Source organism: Acidobacteriota bacterium, assembly GCA_016196065.1.
Lineage (GTDB): Bacteria > Acidobacteriota > Terriglobia > Terriglobales > Acidobacteriaceae > Acidiflorens.
The window spans coordinates 624982-649678 of record JACPYL010000025.1 but is presented as its reverse complement, the minus strand read 5'-3'; the positions used below and the strand labels follow the sequence as shown (position 1 = coordinate 649678).

Here is a 24697-nt window from a genome sequence, read left to right as displayed (position 1 = left end):
GACCAATGGATTGCATAATGAGGTTAGGGTGGTAGGAGAGCGAGCGAGCAGGCTCGGTTCTTCGCAAGAGCTCAGGGGGAATGAAGTATATGTTTGAACGCTACACGGAGAAAGCCAGGCGCGTCATCTTTTTTGCGCGGTACGAGGCCAGCCAGTTCGGATCTCCCTACATCGAGACCGAACACCTGCTGCTCGGACTGCTGAGGGAAGATAAGGCCCTGACCAACCGCTTCCTGCGCTCACACGCGTCCGTGGAATCGATCCGCAAGCAGATTGAGGGTCACACCACGATTCGCGAGAAGGTTTCGACCTCAGTCGACCTTCCTTTAAGTAATGAGTGCAAGCGCGTGCTCGCCTATGCCGCGGAAGAAGCGGAACGGCTGTCGCATAAACACATTGGAACCGAGCACCTGTTGCTCGGGCTGCTGCGCGAAGAAAAATGCTTTGCCGCAGAGATACTGCATGAGCGTGGACTTCGTCTGTCGACGATCCGCGAGGAACTGGCCCGTACCAGCCAGGAAAAAGCGCAGCCGCAACGTGGGCAGCGCGAGTCTTCTTTATTGAGCGAGTTCTCGCGCGACCTGACCCAGGCCGCGATGGATACACAACTCGATCCGCTGGTCGGTCGCGATGGCGAAGTTGAGCGCGTGATCCAGATTTTGTGCCGCCGCACCAAGAACAATCCGGTCTTGATTGGCGAACCGGGCGTTGGCAAGACGGCCATCGTCGAAGGCTTGGCGCAGCGGATCGCGGACGGCGAAGTTCCTTCGTTCCTCGCCGACAAGCGCATCCTTGCTCTAGACCTGTCGCTAATTGTTGCCGGGACCAAGTATCGCGGACAATTTGAAGAGCGCCTCAAAACCATCATGAAGGAACTGATGGAGTCGCAGAATTCCATCATCTTTATCGATGAGTTGCACACATTGGTTGGCGCCGGATCGGCGGAAGGTTCGCTCGATGCCGCCAACATTCTGAAGCCGGCTCTGTCGCGCGGCGAAATTCAATGCATCGGCGCCACGACTCCGGGCGAGTATCGCAAGTCGATCGAGAAAGATCGTTCACTCGAGCGTCGTTTCCAGGCAGTGAAGGTTCCGCCGCCGAACGAATCCGATGCGGTCAAAATTTTGAACGGCATCAAAGAGCGCTACGAGAAGTTTCACGCCGTCACCTATACCGACGACGCGATCAATTTCTCCGTATCGCACTCCAGCCGTTATATTCCGGACCGTTTCCTGCCGGACAAGGCGATTGATTTGATCGACGAAGCGGGAGCGCGCGTGAAACTGCGCCAGACTTCGTTGCCCGAAGAGTTGACGGAAGTCCAGAAACGTATCAAGTTCATCGTCCATCGTATGGAGAATGCCATCGCGAACCACGAGTTCGAGAAGGCCCGCTTCTACTCGGACGAAGAACGCAAGGAGCGCGAAAACCTGCGCGCCCTTCGCGAAAAATACCACCTCGATGAATCCTCCACTGGCGTAGTCGGTCGGGAGGACATCGAGGACGTGGTATCGCGCTGGACCGGCGTTCCGATCACCTCGATTAAAGAAGAAGAAACGCAAAAACTACTGCGCATCGAAGAAGAACTGCACAAGCGGATCATCTCGCAGGACAAAGCGATCAGCGCTTTGGCCCGCGCCATTCGCCGCAGCCGCGCAGGCTTGAAGAGCCCGAATCGCCCGATCGGATCGTTCCTGTTTCTAGGACCGACCGGCGTCGGTAAGACGGAAGTTGCCCGCACGCTGGCGCAGTTCATGTTCGGCAGCGACAAGGCTCTCGTCCGCTTCGACATGTCGGAATTCATGGAGAAGCATTCGGTCTCGAAGCTGATCGGATCGCCTCCGGGATATGTCGGCTACGAAGAAGGCGGACAGCTCACAGAACGTGTAAAGCGTGCTCCGTACTCCGTCGTGTTGCTCGACGAAATCGAAAAGGCGCATCCGGATGTGTTTAACATCCTGTTGCAGGTGTTTGAAGACGGCCAGTTAACCGACGGCCTCGGCAACACGGTCGATTTCAAGAACGTCATCCTGATCATGACGTCGAACATCGGCGCGCGTTTCCTGATGAAACGCGAAGGCCTGGGCTTCCAGTCTTCGAGCGAAGGCATGGTCTCCGAAAAGGTCGAAGACCTGGTGAAGAACGAGGTCAAGCGCACCTTCAACCCCGAGTTCCTGAACCGCGTGGATGAAATCATCCTGTTCATGGCGCTCGGCGAAAACGACCTGATCCAGATTCTGGAACTGATGGTCAACCAGCTCAACCAGAACCTTGCGCAGCGCTCGATCACCGTGACGGTGGCCGACGAAGCCAAGAAATGGATTCTCAACCAGACGCTCACCGACCGCAATTACGGAGCTCGTCCGCTGCGTCGCGCGTTGCAGAAGTACATCGAAGACCCGCTTTCGGAAGCGCTGATCCAGGGTACGATCACAACCCGGCCGGCGTTCATCGAAGTGTTCCTCGAGGACAACAAACTGTACTACCGTCCCGTGGACGCAGAAAAAGCGGAAGGTGTGCTGCTGTACGAGAGCTAGTGTTGTAGTGGTGTGGGGACAGGTCTTCGACCTGTCCAGCCGAGCAAAGCTCGGCAGGGGTTAGCCGCCAGCGAAAATGCTGGCGGCTTTTGTTTTGCGACGGGAAGGAACTGAAGACAAAGATCATTCGAAGAGTCCATGCGGACACGAACGGATGACCTTGCGCATGTAACCAACAGAACCCATGAAACTGTCATCCCGAGGAACCGAAGGCGACGAGGGATCTGCAGTTTCTCCCGGCGGCGGCCAACTGCAGATCCCTCGCTGCGCTCGGGATGACAGATCTAAGAGGGTTGGCCGGCTATCAGCCGCCGGATTTCTTGCGACCCTCTCCCTTCGAAGTAAATCAAACTCTCAGATACGGTAAATTTCTCCCTGAGGTCTTCATGTCCAAGGTCAACATTGCCGAAAAATTCTCGAAGATAACGGAATACTGGAAGCCCTACATCGGTGCCGAACTCAACGGCCAGGCCGTGAAGTTCGACAAGATCAAGGGCGAGTTCATTTTTCATCATCACGATAACGAAGACGAAATGTTTCTGGTGGTGAAGGGCCGCTTCCGCATGGAATTTCTCGATCATCATGAGTGGATCGAGGAAGGTGAGTTTATCGTGGTGCCGCGCGGCGTCGAGCACAAACCGGTGGCCGAGGAAGAATGCTGGTTCCTGCTCTTCGAGCCTGCAGGCACTCTTAACACCGGGAATGTGGCCAGCGAGCGGACACACCGCGAACTGGAGCGAGTCTAAGCGCGGATCAAACCATAGGGACCTTGAGGAGGAGACGGGGCAAGCCCCGTCTCTACGTAACGAGAGGGAAGAGCGCACGACGTCGCGCGATCTCAACGCGGAATACTACCGTCCAACGACGGTCTTCGAATCTTGCGTGTTACTTCAAAGTCAGGAAAGCAACGCCGTAGCCATTGAGTGTGATATTGATTTGCGCGGCCGGCGTGACCGATGTTGCGGCCGGGCCGGTTGCTACGTTTGTACTCGCGTCGATGGTCAGCAGACTCGCTGACGCAAAAGCACCGAAGGCCGAAGTATCGATTTGAACCGTGCGCGGCGAACCCGTGCCGTTGTTGTCGCCCGTTGCATGGAGAGCATAGTTCGCCACCATCACGGTCACGCTGTTGTCAGCATTCCGAACTGGCAGAATTTCCAGGTCAGTCGTGTCCGTCGCGGTGTAGTCGAGCAACGTGGCTCCCGGAGGTGACGGGAACATCCGAGCCAGCCAATAGTCGACCCAATAGCTGAGCTGCAAGGCTCCCGTGTTGTAGTCAACTTCTCCGAACTGTTTGTCAGCGTCGAAATCCCAGTGGTAGAGCGCCTCGACTCCCGCTTTCCCAAATTGCGAGAAGACATAGGGTCGCCACGCCGCAAAGAATGCGCTCGATCCTCGCAGGTCGGTGACAAATGCGCCTCCGTTACAGGCGCTGATACCGCCGCCTTTGTCGAAGTCCGCATTCACGTTGTTTTCCGTCACCCACAACGGAACATTGGCGAGCGCAGGATTGGTCGCCATCTGCGCATAGAAGAACTGCACGTCGGAAACGAATCCCGGGACGGTCGCGAATACTGTCGCATCGTTGTCTTTCTGATTGCAGGTGGAATAGAAATGCGTCGCCATCACGTCAACGTGAGCCGTCACTCCGTTGACGAAAGGTGGAACCCAGTTTTGCGGCTCGGTTCCGAAGTCCGCCAATTCCAACGCAACGTACTTCAGCGATGGATCGACCGCCTGCATCTTCGGCACGGTCGCGTTGTAGAGCGTTACATACTGCTGCGGCGTGAGGTTGTTGTTGATGTTGGGCTCGTTGTAAATTCCCCACCACGTGATCACCTCGGTGGGATAGGCAGGTGAGACATGAAAGGCTCCATCCCCCGAGGTGAACCCTCCCGTGTTGTAGTAGCGAACCAGATTTTGTGAGTAGTTCGCCAGCTCTTGAAATGTGAGATCGCGAAAACTGTTGTTGCTGTCGTTGCCCGTGTACAGCAAGGGCGGCCCTTTGGCGATCTGAAATTCAGGACTATGGTCGCCCACGCCCAACACGGGCTGCGTGATGGCGTCGAGCATCGTGAAATCCCAAGCGGCCAGAGTCTTTTGGGGCACTCCACCGGAAATTCCCTGTAAACGCGTGTGTTGCGATTGCAGGTCTTGCAGGGTTGTGGTCGCAGTGGGGTTGAGCGTGAAGAACTGGTAGTCCCACTCGGCGGGTTGAAACGATGTGGCCATCGCCAATTGGAAAGCGCCGTTGCTGCTCGCTCCAATCTGTGCGACGGCCCCCACCACGAGAGAGAACGTGGCCGAATCGCTGACGGATCCATCACTCGCGGTCACCGTCAGCGGATAGGTTGTAGCGGCTGCCGTCGGAGCGGTAAACGTGATGCTGCCCGCGTTCGACGAATTCGGAGAAGTGATGTCCGCCGATGCTCCGGTCGGCAAGCCCTGCACTTGCAGTGTGACGCTCCCGACCGTTCCTTGACGACTCACTGTGGCATTGATCGTCGTGCCGGATTGACCCGTAAATACCAGTGTGGAGGAAGAGGCAAGTGTCAGCGACACGCTGTTAACGGGCTGCGTGCTAGATCCTCCGCCTCCGCAGGCGGAGAGTAGCAAAAGGAAGGAACAGGCGAGGCCAGCAGTAAGAGTGCGCATTCGCGGGTATTGTATTCCCCTGGAAGCGTTGAGAAAATCGTTTTTCTAGCAGATTCACCGGCCTCATCCGACACGGCCGTACCACGCACTTCGGTACCCTATTATCATGTCCCGGAATCCGGCAGCATAGAGCCTGCCCGGAATCCTCCCTCCTGCGTTCGGGCCGAGCGGTCGCCATTTCATGTTTGATTCAGACAAGGATTCTCAAGTCGTCGAGACTTGGCAGCGTTTCGTGCAGGGTCTGCTGGGAGTGCTGGCGTTGATTGGCGCCGGCGTGCTGGCCCACTATTACGCCCCGCCCGAGACGGCGAGTCTCGAGCAGCAAGTCCATCAACTGTCGCAGCAGGTTGCCGAGATGGAGCGGCAGGGAGCATTCTCCCCGGCTGCCGTGGACGACGCGCGAGAGTCGGTTGGATACATTTACGGGATCTATCGAGTTTCAGGCGATCCCGGATCGGCGCCCATACATGCCCGGGTTGCGGGCACAGGATTCATCGTAGGCCCTGGCCTGATCGCGACAAACCGTCACGTCGCCGAGCCCTGGTATGGAGATCGCGAAGCCGCAGCCGCCATTCGCCACGGTGCGACGCCCATCCTGGAAAAACTCGAAGCATATTTTCCCGGATCGCCCATCCCGGTCGTCTTGCATCCGGTGGTGCTGGCACAACACGGGGATCTCGCGGTTTTGCAGATCGAGCCCACAGCATTTACCGAAAAACTCAAAGCTCTTCCGCTCGCCTCTGGGCCACCTCGCGTAGGTGAGCCAATCAGCGTGCTCGCATATCCCATGGGAGTGACGGGCATGGTGGCCAAGTCGCCAGCGGCGGTCTACGAGCGCTTGTCGTCCCGTCAGGACGATGCTGGCACTGCAGGAGAACTCGCCGCACTCTCGCTCATCCGCCCATCCGCGACGTTTGGGCACATCGGCGACGTATCCGGAGACAAGTTGATTTATGACGCGCCCACTGCGCGCGGTGGCAGTGGCGGTCCAGTCTTGAACACACGCGGCGAAGTAGTCGGTATCAACTCCGCCTATCTCGATGGATTTTCGGGCGGAACACTCGGTATTGCTGCCTACGATCTGATCCCGCTCGTCGAAAAAGCCAAGCGTCCAGCAATCATCGAATCCGCAACTTCACGGTAGAAACTCTTGCCTCCAGGTGCAAAAGGTTGCGCACCGAGCTATACTCCCCGCCCTTACCGGTCTATCCCGTTGCTGCCAAGTGCTCTGGATTCAGGTACATTTGTATCTCGCTGATTTGAATAGCGAATTGGCCTTTGGGCTGCACCAAAGAGGAGTAAGAATCCGAGAGCCGGCCACCGTTCCTGCTTGTGGTCCATGGGACGGTATACAGTAATCCTTCCCGACTTGGGTCAAAGAGATTTCATCATGATGAAGACTGCGTTGTTCGCCGTGACGTTGCTGAGCGTGGCCCTATGGTCTGGATGCGCAACCGGTGGCGGTGGCCACACGGGTGGGAACATCATCGTAAAGGTAACGGCCCCGTTAGGACAAAATATCGTAGGAGTTACTCTCACGTTACAGCTGTCGGCAGACGTAAAGAATACCGATAACAAGGGAGTCACTTGGACGGTCACGCAGAATGGTGGTGCCTGCAGTCCGGCCTGCGGTTCGATCAGCTCCAGCGGGCTCTATTCGGCTCCCTCGAGTCCACCGACTCCCGCCACTGTTGATGTTACGGCCACATCCGTAGTCAACCCCAATGCATCGGATAAGTTCCAGTTGAGAGTCTCTCCCATCACGGTCACTGTGATCCCGGGGCCCGCCACGGTGGGCGCAGGCCTCCAGCAGCAGCTCACGGCCGCCGTGACGCCCGATCAGGCGCCTCAGACGGTAAATTGGGCGATTGCTTCCACAGACTGCCTCGCTAACGATTGCGGAACCTTGAGCGCCTCTGGCCTATACACAGCGCCCAACGTCCTTCCCTCGGGTGGCCCATTTTCCGTGCAAGCGACCTCGACGATCGATTCGCCCAATTGGATCGGCGCGACGAACATCACGGTCGTGAATTCCCGTCTGAACGGAACCTATGCGTTCCGCTTTTCTGGATATGACAGTACCAACAAGCCGGTCGCCATCGCCGGGAATTTCGTGGTGAATTCCAATGGAGCGATTCAGGGTGGGGTGCAGGACGAACTGACGGCCGCAGGGCACAATCACTGCAGCATTCTGTCCTCGAGTTCTTATTCGCAGGACATCAACAGTCATGGCACGATCACACTGAAGACGAGTGCCGGAGCATGCGCAGTGAACACACGCAGTTATAAGTTCGTCCTGGACGCCGATGGCGACGGGCGGATGATTGAGTTCGGTGACGGTGTAGGTCGCGGTTCAGGTCAGTTCTCCCAGGCCTCGTCAGCAGATTTCAAGACGAGCGCTTTGAAGGGAGGCTTCGCATTTGGCCTGACGGGTTCCGATATCATCAGCGGCAAACGCGCCGGTTCGGCCGGCATGTTTGTGTCGGACCATTTGGGCAGCCTGTCTGCGGGGAGGATGGATATCAATGATGGCGGCGCGGTGACGACCAGCGCCGATGTCACAGGAACCTACAACATCGCCGCCGATGGCAGTGGCACGCTGACTTTGGTAGACAATGACCACGGAGCGGCCACCTACCAGTTCGCAATTTATGTCGTTGGCGGAAATACGCAGAACGCGACGAATCCGTTTACCCTGTACATGATCTCAACGGATCCGCTGGCCAACAAACCGGCGGTCGTGGGCAGCGTTGTCTTTCAGGATCCAACCGAAACCTACGACAAGACCGCGCTAGATAGCTTCTCGGTATCGAACCTCACCGGCGTCGATAACGCCGGATCAAATGCCCTGGTTTCGCTGACTGCCGCAAAAGGCGATGGCGCCGGAAATATCTCTGCCAGCTACGATGCCAACAATGCGGGCACCATAGTTGCCGCAAAGACCTTTAGTTCTACCTACGCGACACTTGGGAGTGGTCGCTATACCGTGGACTGGTTGAACCCGGCGGTGCATTTCGTTCTCTACCTGACAGCGGCTAACCGCGGCTTCCTGCTCGATATTGATCCTGCCCTGCCTTCAGCCGTCTACTCTGGGACGATGGATCAACAACCGGGTTCAGGATTTGCAGCTGGAGAATTCACTGGACCCTTCCAGGCGGCAACGGGAAGTTCAGGGACTGCTGGTGTGAATCCGGTGGCCATGAATCTGCTTTTCTCATTAGCCCTGCCGGACTTTACGGTGGCGGGTACGCAGGACGTTACCGGCGTTCCGAGCCCGGAGAATCTCGCTGGCAACTGCAAATTTGATTTCAACACAACTACCGGCAGCATCACTCTCACTGCGCCCGCCGCGAGCAAGTTTATTATGTATCCGCTCGACAATCCGAAACAGTCGAATTTCCTGATTCAACATTTCGTCATGATCAACGTGGATTCGGCAAATGCCGATCCGGCGATCATCTTCGCCGAGAGGTAGGTTCCAGTTGCTGAACAGCAGGGAAGCGCGGCCCTCACAGGTCGCGTTTTTTACTTGCCGCGCACTACAACTTTGGCCGTCGCGAGATTGTCGAACCGGTCGTAGGCTCGAACGACAACGACGTGATCGGTCGAGACCGGCGTCGATCCTGTTGTTGTCGATGCGACGATCGCCACGCGAAAGTCATATTCTTCTATCTTCGAATCAGACAACTGTCCAACCGGTTCTACGAACTGCCAATCACCGGCGTCGAGGGAATATTCCGCGCGTTTGATCGGTGAGAACGAATCAGTCGCGCGAAAGTGAACCCGCAACTGATTGCCGTCAACCGCTGCGGCGAGTCCGGTGATGGAGGGAGGAGTAGAGTCCACTTCGAAGCGGGAGCTCTCGCGCTGGGCACTGAGCGCTTCGCCAGGGGAATGGGACGGCGAGTCAGAGGCCTCGACCATCGCGGAGTAGCCGCCGTCGGGCAACAGGCTGGCGTCGAAAGAATAGTAGCGGTCGCTCAGGCCATTTTTCAGCAACAGCCATCGGGTTTCGCCATCACCCCGGTAGTACAGCGAATATTCCAGCTGATCGTCGTTGTCGTCGTGAGATGACCACCGGATTCCGATCGAATCGCGATCCCGCACTGCCGGCGGAGGAGGATCGAAGCGCGGCTGCCCCGGTACGGGCGCGTCGGTGCCGGTCACATGCGGAATCACCTGGTAACGAGTCGCGGGCTGCACGTTGACGTCGTCCACTTGCGGGGCGACGTTTTTGGGCAGGTAGTAAATCTGCACGGAGTCCACGTGCGGCGCAGGATTGCTCGCATGCAGCACCGTCTTCCACTGCACGAAGCGAGCCGAGGGAACTTTGAGTTCGACGCCGCTGGCCACATCCACCGGGGTCCATGGACTCCAGTTGCGGTCAGGATTGTCCACGTTGCCGCTGCGTGCAAATAGATCGGCGTTGCCCGCTGATCGCATAGAGGCGCGTCCCCAGCGCGAAAATACGTGGGCATCAAACACGTCGCTCTCGTAAGTGCCTTCCGTTTCCGGTCCTGAACCAAGCAAGAATACTTTGCCCAGGTTGCTGCTCGATGCGTAGAGTCCACCGGCTTGCGCGTTCGCAAACGATGTAATCTGCGTGCCGCCGGCCTTCACCAGGTCGGTGTAGTCATCCACACCGTTGATAGCGAAGATATGTCCTCGATTGCCGGTCCCGGCGAGCAATCGCCCTTTCTGATCGAAGCCCAGTGCGTAAACCAGATCTTCGCGTGAGGTCCACAGACGCGTCGGCGATCCGTCAGGCGCAATCTTGTAAATTTCCGAGCCGCCGCTCGCACCGAGCCCGGGTGCTGGAAAAGGCGAGGCACCGGGAGCGGCGCCTGGATTCATGGTGATGTTGGGGACTCCGGAGCCCGACTGCGCCGCCGCCGGATTGAGCATATTCGCAACCACATTCCCCGGCGTATTCGATCCCGGACGCTTTTCTCCCGCTCCTGCAGCGTAGATATTCCCGGCGTTGTCTATCGCCAGCGACGTGATCTCTTTCTTGGGCGCACTGTAGAGTACGAACGCCTCACCATTGGGTGCGATCCGATAGACCAGTCCGCTCCCGTCGGATCCGGCAATGACATTTTCTTTCGGATCGACCGCGAGCACGCGAATATGTACTTCATCGCTCTTGAAGAAGAGCGTGTGCTGAGCGGTGGGTGTGACTTTGAAAATTTCCCCACGATCGCCCGTCGCCACGTACAGATTGCCCGCGTGGTCGAACGCGATGTCCCAGATGTACTTTGTTCCTGGGTCGAAATAGGTCGTTGCGTTCCACGATGAGGCATCACCTTTTGTGTCTGCCTTGCTGGGTGCGCCCTTGGCCGTGATGCGATATACCTTTCCGTCGGGATTCGTAGCTGCATAGACAGCGCCGCTCTTGTCCACGAGCAGTGACTGTACCTGGAGTTCCTGCGGCTCGAAGATACTCGTGCTCTGGCCATCCGGCGTGATGCGATAAACGCGTGCCGGCGATCCGGCGGCGGCGTAGACGTTTCCGGCTGCATCGGACGCAATCGCCCACACGTATGTCGAGGGTAGCGTGGCCACCGTCTTGAACGCGGGAGCAAGTTCGAGACCTCCATTGCTGCGGAGCGCCACTCCCTTGGGAGTTCCTTTTACGAGATCGTCAAACTTGGATTGTTCCCATGTGCGAGTGCCTTCGGCGAAGGCGAGCGTGGAAAGAATGGCAAAGAGCAGAGCGACAGTCTTACGCGCCAATGTGAATCCTCGATTCAACGATAGGGTCAGTTGCAGCTTATTAATTGTAGCGCCGGCAGGGAGTCGAACCTCATTACTTGATGTTCACGGTCAGCATCTGCGCGCCGGCCACCACGTAGTCGAGCGGTTCAGTCGACGCTTCATTCACCGACGATTCGTTCAGCACGACCATCTCCTGTGTGCCGCGCATGTTGTCCATGACGTTCATGACGGAGAGCGGCAGGGTCGGCATTACCTTGTCGCCAATCATGGCTTCGGGATCGGACTCAAATAGCGAAACGTACACGCGGTTGTTGGCGTGTTCCTTATTCAATAGTGCAATTGTCGAGGCCAACCCTAGCTTGCGATTCGCCAGTGGCATCCCGCGACGCATGCGGTCGAGAGTGTCTCCATCGCTTACCAGGATGCGCAGCATTCCCTTCGAAGCAGACGTGGGAATCTTTACAGGAATCTGGCGCACGATCCGCTCACCTCGATATGGGCGAAGCACCGTCTCCACCATGATCTGGTCTCCCGGGCGGGCTTCCGTTGCGTCGGCGCGCGAAGCTTCCAGTCTTGCGGAGCGCCGCTCGCGCACAAGGTCGAACTCCAATTTCACGCCTTGAATTTCTGGAGCGTCGTAGGGATTGTCGTAGATGCGTCCGAATCGGTCGCCAATTGTGCCTGCGGCGAGCGCGGCTGCCGGCATTCCGCCGTCCACCGGGGCAAACATGTTTTTCAGAGCGACCTCAGGATATCCTTTCACGCTCAGAGAACCGTTCATCCGGTACGTGATGTCGTCGCCGTAATCGTTGGTTCCGTGCAATGCATTAAACACGGTTGCAGTCATGGCCACAGGGCTAAGGCGCGCGTTGTTGAGGATCTCGTAACGGAATTCCTTGGTTGCCGATCCTGACCGCACGGTCACCGAGACCGGAATCATCTTGGCGTCTTTGCCCATCTGGCCGAGGATTCCGTTATGCCGGTCCTGCACAAATGATCCGATGGTTTCGGTAGTGTTAACAATCTTGAACGCGTTGAGCGGAGAGGCCAACGTGGCAACCACAGTTGCCTTGGTCATGGGCAAATCCACTCGCCCAAACTGCAACAATGGATGCCCACAGGCGAGCAGGCGCTGCGGATCGATGTACGTCACCGTGCAGGTGGCCGCAATGTCCATATCGCCACGCACCAGGACGGCGCTTACGGCTGATCCGGGCTCGATTGGTTCCGGCTGCTTGCGATCGCTTGATGAACCTACTCCCATCACCGGCACGATTCCTGCTGCAGCGAATTGCGGCCCATAGAGACGCAGCGTCTCTTCGGAGAATCCGGAAAACACCAGCGGAGTCTCAATTGGTTTCAGATAGTTGTTGAAATTCGTAACCGGCGACGCTGCGTTATCGCCCGGACTGGCAGTGCGAGTCGTTGTGCTCGGCTGGTTCGAACTGGTGGCTGTGGTGCCAGGAGCCGGACGCTGGTCGGCCGCATCAATCTCAAGCATCCGTTCGATCGGCGTGACTCCGCCGATTGGCTCCTTGGAAAATTCTCCGATACGAAACGCGAGCGCTCCCGCAAGCTTGCCGTCGAAATAGACTGGACTGCCACTCATGCCCGCCACGACGCCTGTGTATTCTGCTTTGGTTCCATGCAAGCGCACCAGAATGATGTCGCCTTTGGCGCCGTTCGTATTTCGCAACACGCCCAGGACTTCCACTTCCATCGCTTCCGGTTTAGTCCCCTGAAAGACGGTGTACGCAGTGCCGCGCATGCCTTCGTGAATCTGGTCGAGTGGCATGATGGCGGTTTTGTTTTGTGCTGTGAGCCAAGCGGAACAGGTCAGACACAGGAGGGCGGCGACTGCGCGTACAACTTTCCCCATGGATTTCCCCGGAGGCACTCAAGCCTGCCTACTTCATTAGACTCCGCGTCTTGTCAGTTGTTTCGCCAGCAGAGGAGGTCTTGTTAGGCCGCAAAATATCCCAACTGCGGAGTTCTTGCATCTATACTAGCACAGGCTTTTTTCGAGGATTTCCATGCCTTCAGGCACACATCAGGGGTTGAAATGCGCTGCCCCCGCGCTTCGTAAACTGTTGACAATATTGGTGATTTGTTTGTTTTTGGCTGTCGCTACACGGGCTGTCTTCGCCCAGGACACGTCGCAACAGCCGCCCGCTCCAGCCAATCCCAACAAGCAGGACACTCCTCCTGCAGCGGGTGGTCCGGGAACGGACGTGGGGCCGTACGCGATTCCGAAAAAGAAGGAACAGCCGCCGGAACCTCCGCCCGAGAAGCCGAAGAAGATCGAGGGTATGCCCGACTACTCGATCAAAGTCGACGTGCCGCTGGTCGGACTTGACGTTTTAGTGACAACCAAGGATGGACAATTCGTCCCTGGCCTCGGAAAAGACAATTTCAAGATTTTCGAAGACGGCGTCGAGCAGAAAGTTGCCAACTTCTCCCAGAACGGCGACAAGCCGATTACGGCAGTATTGTTGGTGGAGTTCGCCTCTACCAATTATCGCTTCATGTACGACGCCCTGAATGCGTCGTACGCGTTCGCGAACACGCTCAAGAAAGACGACTGGATCGCCGTCATTTCTTACGATATGAAGCCCTACATTCTGGCGGACTTTACCCAGGACAAGCGTGCCGTATACGGAGCGTTGAACCAGCTGCGCATCCCCGGCTTCGCGGAGACGAACCTTTTCGACGCCGTGTTCGACACGCTGGACCGGCTGGATCGCATTGAGGGCAAGAAGTACATCATCCTGGTCACCACTGGGATCGACTCTTTCAGCAAGCTCACGCTCGACAAGATTCTCAAGAAAGTTAAGGCCACCAAGGATACTTCGATCTATCCGATCAGCGTTGGATTCGCAGTGCGCAACTACTGCGAAACCCATGGCTGCCGCTTCGAGCACGGTATGGGCATCCCGACCGACAACATGGACTACCTGCAGGGTGACAACGAGATGCGAACGTTTGCCAGCCTAACCGGCGGGCACGCTTACTTCCCGCGCTTTGAAGGAGAACTGCCCGGGATCTTTCACGACATCGCCGCCGATCTCCGCAACCAGTACTCGATTACCTACCATCCCAGCAACACCAAACTCGACGGCACGTATCGAAAAATAAAAGTCGAGTTGCAAGCACCCGACGGCGGCCCGCTCAAAGTGCGCGATCAGAAGGGCAAAGATGTAAAAACAATCGTCTACACCCGGGAAGGGTACACGGCGAAACATCAGGTGGAATAGCTAGAAGCAGTTCTCAGTTCCCGGTTCTCAGTTCTCAGTGGAAACCTTGCGGCGTTCAGGCGGCCCGGTTCTTGATGGAGGCGATCAGTCCGTTCAGGATTTTGCCGAGTTCTTCGGTTAAGGCAAGCAGAGCTTCCGTTTTGCCGGGATGAAGGTACTTCAGGTCTCTCGCAATCATCAGTTGCGTTTCAATTTCCACCAGCGAACCACGCGCTTGACTGAGGAAGTGGTGAAATTCCTTCTGCGAAAATCGAGCCTGCCCTTCCGCGATGTTGCTGGGTACAGAAACCGCTGCGCGCCTTAGTTGATTTGTAATCCCGAACCGCTCTTCGCTCGGAAAACGGTGGGTCGAAGAATAAATTCCCGTTACAAGCTTCATTGCTTTCTGCCAAGCGATCAGGTCGCGATAAGACCGCCCCATGTTGCCTCCGAACTGTAACGATGGCTTTTTTGGGCGCGGCACGCTGTGACCTGCGCACATCGAAAATGTTCGGTTTTACTGAGAACTGAGAATCGGGAACTGAGAACTACTTAGTGAACGTGGAAAAAGTAATCCAGCAGAAACATCATCCCTACGCCTAAGAACACGACCAGAGCCATCTTCACTCCCGGCTCTTTGTTTACCTCTGGAATCAAGTCCGACGCGGCGACGTAGATTGTGACGCCAGCAGCGAGTGGAAGTCCTGCGCTGACCTGATGTCGAAAGATGGCCATTACGAAAACTCCGGCCATAGTCGCGGCGCCCAGAAGTGCGGAGGCCCACCAGGCTGTGGCGCGGCTTCGTCCACTGGCCAGCATTACGGACGCGACCGTGAAGCCTTCCGGAATCTTGTGCAGGAAGACCGCGAGGAAGATGATCCAGCCCAGCCAATTGGAAACGAGGAAGCCGGACGCGATTGCGATTCCGTCAAAGAATGTGTGAATGGTCAGTCCTACCAGCACGGAATAGCTCTTATGCGCATGCACAAATTCGTCGCTGTGAACTTCTTCTCCAAAATGAAAGTGCGGCGAGAGCGTGTGCTCGAAAAAATGAATGATCAGATATCCAGCCAGGATGAGCAGCGCTCCGGACCTGCCACGCAATTCCAGGCTCGCCGGGACCACTTCCAGCAGCGCCGTTGCCAGCATGAATCCGGCGCCCAGAGCGATAAAATATTTCAGATACCGCCGCTCCCAATTGCGCTGGACAATGATAGTCCCGCCAAACACATTGGCCATCGCCGCGGTCATGCCCAGCAACAAACTGGTGGTAATCGGATGCATGCGGATTGGCAAGCCTAACAGGTGTAGGCGAGGATTCCAATTGTGGTGGGCCGCTGCCAGCCATTCCCACATGACCAAGAACTGAGAATTGAGAATCGGGAACTGGGAACTCGCTACTCAGCCGCTGTGCCGGATGTGCATCACGTCGCCATCCTTCACGATGTAATCCTTGCCTTCGAGCCGCAACGTTCCCTTGGCGCGGGCGTTGGCTTCCGAACCCGCTTCCAGTAACTGATCCCAGCGGATGGTCTCGGCTCGGATGAAGTGTTTCTCCAGGTCGGAGTGAATTGCTCCGGCGGCGTTTTGCGCACGCGTGTTGATCGGGATCGTCCAGGCGCGGCACTCGTCTTCTCCGGCGGTGAAAAATGACATCAGGCCGAGCAGGTGATAGCTGGTCCGGATCAGGCGCGACAGGCCGCTTTCCGTCAGACCGTAGCTGCCAAGAAATTCTGCCGCGTCTTCATCGGACATCTCCGACAGTTCGGCCTCAACTTTGCCGCAGATTGCCGTGCCTCCGGCATTGGGCCTCGCTGCGACTTCACTCAACTTGAACTTAGCCACCGCCGCTTCCAGATCCGTGCCGAGATGGGTGCTCTCGCCGATATTGAGCACGTAAAGGATGGGCTTCTCGCTCAGGAACATGAATCCACGGATGCGCTTCTTGTCTTCGCCGGTCATCTCCATTTCGCGCAGCGGCTTTTCCGTCTCGAGATGGGCCTTGGCTTTGATCAGCAACTCGTTTTCCCGTTCGAGCTCGGGAGTCTTCATCTTCTTCAAATCTTTTTCCAGGCGTTCGAGCCGTTTTTCAATCTGACCCAGATCGCTCACCATCAGATCGAATTCAACATTCTTGATGTCACGCAGCGGGTCGATGCCGCCGACGTGAGGAATCGTGTCGTCCTCGAATGCCCGTAGCACATGGATGAGCGCATCGACGCTGCGCAGGTGTGTGATATAGGACGTCTCTTTCAAAGCGTCCTGCCCGACCGCGCCTACGTCCACATATTCCACGGCCGCGTGTGTCAGCTTCTTGGGGTTGTAGAGTGCGGCCAGTTTGTCGAGGCGCTCGTCGGGAACTTTAGCGACGCCGACATGCGCTTCGCGCGGGTTCGAGTAGGCTTGCTCGGAGAGGTTCGCCTTGGTAAGAATGCGAAACAAAGATGTTTTGCCTACCTGTGGCAGGCCGATAATGCCAGTTTTCATGAAATCAGGTCTCAGGTGTTAGGTCTTAGGTCTCAGGGTACATATCAGAATAAATCATTGCCGCGGCAAGCTGAGGTTGCAGTCACGAGGAAGGCCAATTCACTCAGGATTTTCTTTGGGACCTTCGCCGCAAGGAACACGAAGAGCCTACTGCAATTTCTTCGCGGTCAGGAACAACGCGCCCAAACCCAGGAGAAATATTCCTTCTTCGAATTTCTCTGACCAGATGTGCAGGCGGTTAAACTCCAAGCGCAGCGGGCTGTCCACCGGGAGGTTGTCGATCACCACGGCCTGCTCCCTCAGAGCAAGCATCTTGGGAGTGATCGCAAATTGCGAAATCATCGTGAGCAACAACATCGTTACGATCAGCACGTGACGTCCTGCGAGTAGCCTTGTATGCCCCTCGGTCATCCGGTTGTAGATCGCCGAAGCGATCAGAAAAACAATTCCGGAAATGATGCCCATCCAGTGCAACGCGCCGAGGGAACGGCCGACAATTTCACCGGCGAGATGCCGTGTAGGCAGAAGTCCTGGAGAAAATACCGTGGGCGCAACCACAAATGCGAAGAAAATAAGCCCGCCCAGCCATACGACGAGAGCCAGCATCATCAAAAAACGCAGGAAAACCATAGGTCCTGATTATAGGGCCACGCCCGAGACCGCTTATCCACAGGGCGAACCAGCGCGGTCACTTACACCACACAGCATTGGAATTTATTTTCGTTCATCCCCCAGACACGCAGGGAGGAAGAAAGCTCGAATGACAGGTTCGCTGGCTCCCGCAGATGTGAACTTTGTAAATTTGAAGCTCGCTGTCTTTTGTGTGGAGTGCGAACTCCTCAGCGAGAACAACACGCCTCGATGTCTGGCCTGTGGAAGCGCCGCGGTTCTCAGTCTCTCGCGCGTCCTGGGTGGATCGATGCGCGGCCAGCAAACCGCCCATCTGATCGCGGACGCTGAACTGGACCGGTTGGTGCGCTCTCTGCTGTACACCGTGCCGCAAGTCCCAGTCGAGGTTCCAATCGGCGATGAAGTGGAATCGCTGACCGTCGGACTCTCCAATCGGCACCATATGCGGCTTCGCATGCCCGGACCGGCGGCGGTGCATCGCTTTGCGGGAATCTCCGATCATCATCCGCGGATCGATCCCGGCGAACTCGATCTTGAGCCCGGCATCAGCGTCATCGCGGAAAAAGCCCAGGCCATGACCGGCGCTTCCGGCGCTGCGATCGCCTTGCGCCGAGGCAACGAAATCATCTGCCGCGCCCGCACCGGCCGCACCGCTCCGGATATCGGATGCCGCCTGCAAACTGATCGCGGACTGTCGGCTGAATGCGTGCGTACCGGCGAAGTAATGTTGTGCCCCGATACGGAATTTAACCCGAGAGTGGATCTCGCCACCTGCCGTCATCTCGGCGTGCGTTCCATCCTAGTTGCACCTCTTCGCCACTACCGGCGGACGCTCGGCGTATTCGAAGTGCTCTCATCGATGCCGAACGCGTTCGATCAGAACGACGTCGCAACCATGCAATTTCTTTCCGGGATGATGGTGGCGGCAATTTCGAGGCTGTCGAGTCTGCAGCCGGGTGCCGAGAAGATCGCCGTCGGGGAGTAAAGCGGATGCGTCGCACTAACCACTAACCACTGTTCTACTACACCGGCACCGGCACGCTCTCCACAATCTCGCGGATGACCTGCTCGGCCTGTTCTGACTTCTTCAGTGTCGAAGCATAGAGAGAACTGACCACCACGCGGTGGGCCAGGATCGCGACTGCGAGCGGCTTGAAGTCTTCTGGAGTGCAGTAATCGCGGCCGTCGAGGAAGGCCATCGCCTGGGCGGCGTGGTAGAACATCTGCGATCCGCGCGGCGATACGCCCAATGAAAGATGATCGGACTCGCGCGTCTTGCGCACGATCGCGAGCGCATACGTGATGAGCGCTTCGTCCACGTGTACTTGACGGACGGCCTGCTGAATCTCAAGCACGTCGGCTGCATTGAGCACGGGGCGCAATTGTTCGAGTTTTGATGTGCCCGCCTCGGAGCGCAGGATTTCGCGCTCGGTGTCGCCCTCGGGATATCCCATGCGCACCCGCATCAGAAAACGGTCGAGTTGCGATTCCGGCAGGGGATAAGTCCCGTGGTGCTCGATCGGATTCTGCGTCGCGATCACGAGAAACGGTTGGGGCAGGGGATACGAAAAAGCGTCCATCGTAACTTGCCCTTCGTTCATCGCTTCGAGCAGTGCAGACTGCGTCTTGGGCGTGGTGCGATTGATTTCATCGGCCAGCAGCACGTTGGCAAAAACTGGCCCGCGTTTGAATTCGAATTTCTGTTCGATCGCAGAGTAAATCGAAATCCCCAGCACGTCGGACGGCAACATATCGCTGGTGAACTGGACGCGCTGAAAAGTGCAATCAATGGCCCGTGCAAGCGACTGTCCGAGCGTGGTCTTGCCAACTCCCGGAGCCCCTTCAATGAGCAGATGACCCTTGGCGAAAATCGAGACCAGGGCCAGGCGGAGAACCTCGTCCTGCCCGCGAATCACGCTGCGCAAAGCACGTTCCAGATCCGCCGCGCGGCGGGATGTCGCTACCATTGTTTGGGGAGCCATTGAGGCTGATTTTACTATGAGGGTGAGGGAAGGCGCGGTTACCAATGTCATTAGAACCAGTTCTCGGTCCCCGGTTCTCGGTTCTCAGTAAAGGCCCTCTGCCGGCGGCTTCGACGAGACCCACCGTAGAGTGGTTTTCACTGAGAACCGAGAACCGAGAACTGGGAACTGGGAACTGAGAACTCTTACTGAGTAAATTCCGCTGGCCGCCCCGTCAGCCGCTCGATGCGCTTGGCGGTCGGAGGATGGGTCGAGAACAGGCTGCCAAAATTCACTCCACCCAGGAATGGGGCGATGATGAACAGGTGCGCGGTCGACGCGGTCGCTGTCAGCGGCATGCGGCGAGAGTAGGCGTCGATCTTGGCCAGGGCGCTCGCCAGAGCGTACGGATTGCCCGTCCAATGCGCACCAGTCTCGTCAGCGGAATACTCACGCGAGCGTGAGACGGCGAGCTGAATCAGGCTGGCAGCGAGCGGAGCCAGGAAGATCATCAATAGCCCGGCCAGGCCTCCACCTCCGCGGCGTTCGTTGCGATCCCCGCCGTAACCGCCAAAAATCATTCCCCACTGCGCGATGTGGGCAAGGTAGGTGATTGCGCCCGCGATGGTGGCGGCGACCGAACTGATCAGGATGTCACGATTCCGAACGTGCCCCAGTTCGTGTGCCAGGACGCCTTCCAGTTCGTCATCGCTGAGCAATCCGAGGATTCCTTGCGTGACCGCGACCGACGCATGATTCGGATTGCGTCCCGTGGCGAAAGCGTTCGGAGAATCGTTCGGGATCAAGTAGACCTTGGGCATCGGCAAGCCGACTTTTTGCGCCAGCCGTTCCACAATGTTGTAGACGCGTGGCAATTGCTCGCGCGAGATCGGCTGCGCCCGGTACATCGCCAGTGCAATCTTGTCGGAGAAGAAGTACGAAACAAAATTCATGACGGCGGCAAAGATCAGCGCCATCAGCATGCCGCGTTGGCCGCCAAAAGCACGGCCCGCAAACATCAGCAACAGCGTCATTGCGGTCAAAAGAAATGCGGTTTTAAAGGTGTTACCCATAGACGAAGCCTCTTGCTGTATTAGATGCGGGCGGGCTGCCTTTGGATTGAGCGGCGGTTCGGGGGATCATAGGGATTGCAGACGTGAGTGCTTACAGCGCTGGCGGCGCGTCACCTCTGCAATCCGACCTCAGAACTCTGCCCTGTTCTCTAGCTCTGCCGCTTCACGGCGCGGTCGAGCGTTTGATCCAGCGCCGCTTTAGCTTTCTCGTATTCGGCAGGTGTGACTTTCCCTTGCCGCCGCTCCAGTTCAAGCTGGAACATTTCTTCCTTGAGCGCTTCGAGGAGCATGGTGGACTTCGCGGCAGGAGCGGTGGTCGCGACGGAATGCGTGGGCGCCGATACTGGCGATGGCATGGTCGGATCCGGGACGTAGGCTGGAGTTGCCGTGCCTGCTCCCGGCTGCCGCTTCATCACCATCCATGCGCCGCCGGCCAGAGCCAGCGCGAAGCCGATCAGGATGGGCCAGCGATATTGTTGTAACGCGTCGGGCGCGTCGATTGGCACGCCAAGTCCGCCGCCGGGCCGATTGTCGCGTCCTCCGCCCTGGCTTTGGCTCTGTGCGGACCCGGAAGCGGTTTGCGCCGGCGACTCAGAGATCGTTCCCGTCCCGCTGACCGTGAATCCCAGGGACTGCCCAGGCTGCGTTTGCTGCGCCACCTGTACTACCGTGTCCCCCTGGCTGGGATCTTGCATGGATTGGAATTGAGCCGGGTTCGCGGCCGTGAATTGCATCGATTTCGGAATCACCACCACCAGGTGCTGCGCCGGATATTGCGGCTTGGGATCGACCTTGAGCGATCCCGAATAGGCCATCGTGTACTCGACCTGAAACTGTGTTTCTCCGGGGCGGATAGGGAAGGCGATCGCGTAGCGATTCTTCTCCGATTGCGGAGTGGCTTCGGCGGCAATGGGCTGTCCGTTGGGAGCTTTTGCTTGCACCGACTCGATCTTCGCGCCCTCCGGCAGGAAGAACTCAAAGTTGTGGTCGTTCATCTGCGTCTTCGCCGGAACCGACCCGTTATTGACCGCAAACAAACGCTTGCCATGGAGTTCGTTGCCTTCGGCTTCGAAACGCAGTACGTCCGCGGTCATGCTCAGGTCGGCGATTTTGCGCGCCACGTCATAGACCTGGACTTCGACCGTGTTCGTACCCGGAGGCGCCATCTGGTGGTAGGTGACGTCCTGGTGAATGGCGCGGATCAGGTGCGGTCCGCCGCTATCGGTCAGCTTGAAACTGAATTTCCCGGCGCTGTCGGCCTTAGTCTTGGCAGCCACTTCCATGCCGTTCGAGAGGTTGATCAGGATTACCTCGTCGCCGGACGCGGGCTTGCCGGTGGTGCCGTTGGTGACCGTGCCAGACCAAGATTGTGCGGCCGCGAGAGATGCGATTGTCAGGAGCGCGAGAGCTACGAGGGACTTTGCGAATTTCGTCAAGTCCATTCCTTTCGATTCGGTGCATCAATTCTGGATACTTCAAATCTAGATATGAGACGGCATCGCCGCCGAGGCTTGTTCCAACCGCGCGATCTCCGCCATGATCGCCGCTGCTTCTTCTTCGAGCGAAGCGCGCATCGATTGATAGTCGGCGTCAGGGATCTTGCCGGCCTTCAATTCAAAATTCAGGTCGCGCAGGTTTTCGTAGACCGCTTCTTTGCGTTCGCGAAGGTAGATGAGCCGCGTCTTTTCCGGCCCGGCATAGACTTCGCCCGGATAGAAAAATACGTAGTAGATCGCGGCAGCGGTGACGGCAGCGCAGACGTAGAGAATCATAGGTCGGTCTCCTGTCGAGCCCGGCGCTTGAAATCATCCAGCTCGCCGCCGTGCGGAATCACGATGCCATCGGCCAGCGCGGGTGAAGGCTTGTTCTTCCACGCGCGCACCACCATGACGACAAACGTAATGCCCAAAGCTAAAGCGACGAAGGGCATGATCCATGCAACCTGATTGAATCCGGTAGCGGTCGGAGCGGCAATCACCGTCGGACCGTAGTTCTGGACGAAGCCTTGCAGGATCAGATCGTTATTGTCGCCGCGGTCCAGCGCCGCCAGCAATTCGTTGCGCATCTTGTCCGACGACTGGCAGCCCACGTGGTTGCACTCGAGGAGTACCTGTCCGCATCCGCATGTGCACATCATGCTGTGGCCCAGTTTGTTGAACCGGGCATCGTCGCCGGCGCCCATAAAGAGAAAGATCGCCAGGGTTACAACGGCAAGTTGCGCGATTCGCCGAATGAGTGATGAAGGTTTCATCTCAGTCACCCGCTCCTACCGTCGCAGGCGATCGTACTGGAACGGGCGCGGCCACGCGCACAGTCGACGCATTCGGCACCAGCGCGAGGATTGTCCCAAACACCATCACGATCAATCCCGTCCAGATCCACGGCACCATCGGGTTGACGTGCGCTTTGATAATCGGTCGCCCCGTCGTTTCGTTGATGCCTTCATAGACGAGGTACAGGTCGGTCACCAGCAGGAAGTCTTCCTTGAAGCTGGGATAAATTCTGGGTAGGGTCTGCGGCTGTCCGCTGGATTTGTAGAAGCGGCGCTCGGGATACATGGTCGTGATCTGCTTGCCGCCGCGGAACACGTTGATGATTGCCCACTCATTCCCGTAGTTGGGATTGTCGTCCTGCGTATAGGACTGGCAGACCAGCGTGTAAGGACCGATTAAAATCTTGTCGTTGAATCCCATCTCCTTCTCGACTTCCTTGTTGAAGGGAGTGCCGAGAATTCCGATCACCACCAGTGCCACGCCGAAATGCACCACATATCCGCCGTAGCGGCGGGTGTTGCGATGCCAGAGAGTAGCCATCGCGGAAAATAAATTCATATCGCTCTTGCCAGCGATGACCCTTCCTCCGCGAATGAACTCAGAGATGACCGTGAAGATCACCAGCATCGAGAGCACGGCCGCCATGGTTGCGTAGAAGAAGGAAGGATCTTCCCAGGGGCGAACGCCGAAGATAATCATCGCGACGCCGACTGCCACCGATCCAATCGCGGGAAGGAGAAAATTTCGTTTGAGACTGTCGACCGATGTTTTGCGCCATGCCAGCAGAGGGCCGACCGCAGTCAGCAGCAACAGTAACAACGCCACCGGAACCGCGACGCGATTGAAAAATGGCGCTCCGACCGTGACTTTATGGCCTTGCACCCACTCCGACAGGATCGGGAAAAACGTTCCCCAAAGCACCGTGAAGCAGGCCACCAGCAACAGCAGATTGTTAAATAGAAAGCTTGATTCGCGCGAGACCAGCGATTCCAGTTTGTGCTCGCTCTTCAAATGCGACTTGTTCTTCACGAAAAAGAACATGCAGGTGGCGAGGGTCAGGGCCATGAAGACAATGAACCAGTCGCCGATCGAGGACTGCGCGAACGCATGCACCGAACTGATGACGCCCGAGCGCGTCAGGAAAGTGCCGAGCAACGACAGCAGGAATGTGCCGAAAATCAGCCACATGTTCCAGACTTTCAGCATGCCGCGTTTTTCCTGCATCATCACCGAATGCAGAAAGGCGGTGCCGGTCAGCCAGGGCATGAGAGAGGCATTTTCCACTGGATCCCATCCCCAGTAACCGCCCCAGCCAAGCACGGCGTAGGCCCAGTGCGCGCCGAGAAAAACTCCGATCGTCAGGAAGCACCACGTCACCATGGTCCAGCGGCGCGTGATCTGAATCCACTTTTCGCCGGGATACTTCATGATCAGCGCACCCAGCGCGAACGCGAAGGGAACCGTGAATCCGACGTATCCGAGATACAGCATGGGAGGATGGATCACCATCTCCGGATACTGCAGCAGGGGATTCAATCCAGTGCCGTCCTGCGGGAGAGTGCCTTCGATAATGCCGAATGGGTGCGCCGCGAAATTCAGAATCAGCAGGAAGAAGACTTGCACTGCCGCAATCACGACGGAGGCGTGCGCGAACAGACGCTGGTCGGTCTTGTAGCGCAGGCGCAGGACGAATCCATATCCGGCTAAGAGCAGCGACCAGAACAGCAACGACCCTTCTTGTCCAGACCAGAGCACGGCGAACTTGTAAGCGCCCGGGAGGTCGCGATTGCTGTGATGGAAAATGTAGGCGATCGAGAAGTCGTCGCGAAACGCGGCCGTGACCAGAACAGTCGCTGCCAGCAGGACGGCGCCAAATGCGGCAATCCCAGCCCTGCGGGCGGTTTCACCCAGGCGCATCGATCCGGCGTCGCGGCCAAACAAAGCTACAAGACCGGCGAGGAATGAATACGAACTAAGCCCCAGCGCCAACAGGAGCGCAAAGCTTCCAATCTGAGACATTAGAGGGAACCCACGGGTATTTTTTCAGATAAGCGACCGTAACGCAATTGGTCAGGAGCGCGGAAGTGCATCGCTGTAAAGGATTTTGGACGATTCATGAGAGGGTATTCCTCG

At 57.4% G+C, this 24697-nt stretch carries 19 protein-coding genes; 6 read left to right on the top strand and 13 right to left on the bottom strand.

From position 1 onward, the window contains the following. The first annotated feature begins 89 nt into the window (after positions 1–89). Positions 90–2537: an ATP-dependent Clp protease ATP-binding subunit gene (locus HY010_20645; protein ID MBI3478150.1), complete on the top strand. Its 2448-nt coding sequence runs from the start codon at positions 90–92 to the stop codon at positions 2535–2537. Positions 2538–2923: 386 nt separating this feature from the next. Beyond that, entirely contained in the window at positions 2924–3283 is a 360-nt protein-coding gene (locus tag HY010_20640; GenBank protein MBI3478149.1) for a cupin domain-containing protein, read from the top strand. Between the two features lie 139 nt (positions 3284–3422). Here HY010_20640 and HY010_20635 read toward each other — a convergent pair whose 3' ends face one another. Further along, positions 3423–5192, bottom strand: coding sequence for a hypothetical protein (locus HY010_20635; GenBank protein MBI3478148.1), 1770 nt, complete (start codon positions 5190–5192; stop codon positions 3423–3425). Between the two features lie 181 nt (positions 5193–5373). On the opposite strand from HY010_20635, the gene HY010_20630 reads away from it, so the two are divergent. Both HY010_20630 and HY010_20625 read left to right on the top strand, forming a co-directional pair. Beyond that, complete coding sequence (locus HY010_20630; GenBank protein ID MBI3478147.1) at positions 5374–6336, top strand: trypsin-like peptidase domain-containing protein; 963 nt, start codon at positions 5374–5376, stop codon at positions 6334–6336. Between the two features lie 246 nt (positions 6337–6582). Beyond that, entirely contained in the window at positions 6583–8667 is a 2085-nt protein-coding gene (locus HY010_20625; GenBank protein ID MBI3478146.1) for a hypothetical protein, read from the top strand. 50 nt (positions 8668–8717) lie between these two features. Here HY010_20625 and HY010_20620 read toward each other — a convergent pair whose 3' ends face one another. Both HY010_20620 and HY010_20615 read right to left on the bottom strand, forming a co-directional pair. Next, positions 8718–10925: a hypothetical protein gene (locus HY010_20620; GenBank protein ID MBI3478145.1), complete on the bottom strand. Its 2208-nt coding sequence runs from the start codon at positions 10923–10925 to the stop codon at positions 8718–8720. A 73-nt stretch (positions 10926–10998) separates the two neighbouring features. Continuing rightward, entirely contained in the window at positions 10999–12786 is a 1788-nt protein-coding gene (locus HY010_20615; GenBank protein MBI3478144.1) for a SpoIVB peptidase S55, read from the bottom strand. Positions 12787–12940: 154 nt separating this feature from the next. Between HY010_20615 and HY010_20610 the strand changes: the two genes are divergently transcribed. Beyond that, complete coding sequence (locus tag HY010_20610) at positions 12941–14161, top strand: VWA domain-containing protein (protein MBI3478143.1); 1221 nt, start codon at positions 12941–12943, stop codon at positions 14159–14161. A gap of 55 nt (positions 14162–14216) precedes the next feature. Here the strand turns inward: HY010_20610 and HY010_20605 are convergent, their stop codons facing one another. From HY010_20605 to HY010_20590, 4 genes are all read right to left on the bottom strand, one after another. Further along, a complete protein-coding gene (locus HY010_20605) occupies positions 14217–14582 on the bottom strand; it encodes a four helix bundle protein (protein MBI3478142.1) in 366 nt (121 codons plus the stop codon). 110 nt (positions 14583–14692) lie between these two features. Next, a complete protein-coding gene (locus tag HY010_20600) occupies positions 14693–15424 on the bottom strand; it encodes a ZIP family metal transporter (protein MBI3478141.1) in 732 nt (243 codons plus the stop codon). A 117-nt stretch (positions 15425–15541) separates the two neighbouring features. Further along, positions 15542–16627 (bottom strand): redox-regulated ATPase YchF, encoded by a 1086-nt coding sequence (gene ychF / locus HY010_20595; GenBank protein ID MBI3478140.1) that lies wholly within the window; start codon positions 16625–16627, stop codon positions 15542–15544. 147 nt (positions 16628–16774) lie between these two features. Further along, positions 16775–17257 (bottom strand): DUF4149 domain-containing protein, encoded by a 483-nt coding sequence (locus tag HY010_20590; GenBank protein ID MBI3478139.1) that lies wholly within the window; start codon positions 17255–17257, stop codon positions 16775–16777. Between the two features lie 130 nt (positions 17258–17387). Between HY010_20590 and HY010_20585 the strand changes: the two genes are divergently transcribed. Then, a complete protein-coding gene (locus HY010_20585; protein ID MBI3478138.1) occupies positions 17388–18242 on the top strand; it encodes a GAF domain-containing protein in 855 nt (284 codons plus the stop codon). 37 nt (positions 18243–18279) lie between these two features. Here the strand turns inward: HY010_20585 and HY010_20580 are convergent, their stop codons facing one another. From HY010_20580 to HY010_20555, 6 genes are all read right to left on the bottom strand, one after another. Next, positions 18280–19239, bottom strand: coding sequence for a MoxR family ATPase (locus HY010_20580; protein MBI3478137.1), 960 nt, complete (start codon positions 19237–19239; stop codon positions 18280–18282). Between the two features lie 185 nt (positions 19240–19424). Further along, positions 19425–20291, bottom strand: coding sequence for a zinc metalloprotease HtpX (gene htpX, locus HY010_20575; protein MBI3478136.1), 867 nt, complete (start codon positions 20289–20291; stop codon positions 19425–19427). Positions 20292–20440: 149 nt separating this feature from the next. Further along, positions 20441–21727, bottom strand: a complete 1287-nt coding sequence (locus HY010_20570) for a hypothetical protein (protein ID MBI3478135.1) — start codon at positions 21725–21727, stop codon at positions 20441–20443. Positions 21728–21772: 45 nt separating this feature from the next. Further along, positions 21773–22063, bottom strand: a complete 291-nt coding sequence (locus tag HY010_20565) for a hypothetical protein (protein ID MBI3478134.1) — start codon at positions 22061–22063, stop codon at positions 21773–21775. Then, on the bottom strand, positions 22060–22542 hold the full coding sequence (locus HY010_20560; protein MBI3478133.1) for a cytochrome c-type biogenesis protein CcmH: 483 nt from the start codon (positions 22540–22542) through the stop codon (positions 22060–22062). The genes HY010_20565 and HY010_20560 overlap by 4 nt, the downstream gene beginning before the upstream one ends. Position 22543: 1 nt before the next feature. Beyond that, a complete protein-coding gene (locus HY010_20555; protein ID MBI3478132.1) occupies positions 22544–24583 on the bottom strand; it encodes a heme lyase CcmF/NrfE family subunit in 2040 nt (679 codons plus the stop codon). Between the last annotated feature and the right edge of the window lie 114 nt (positions 24584–24697).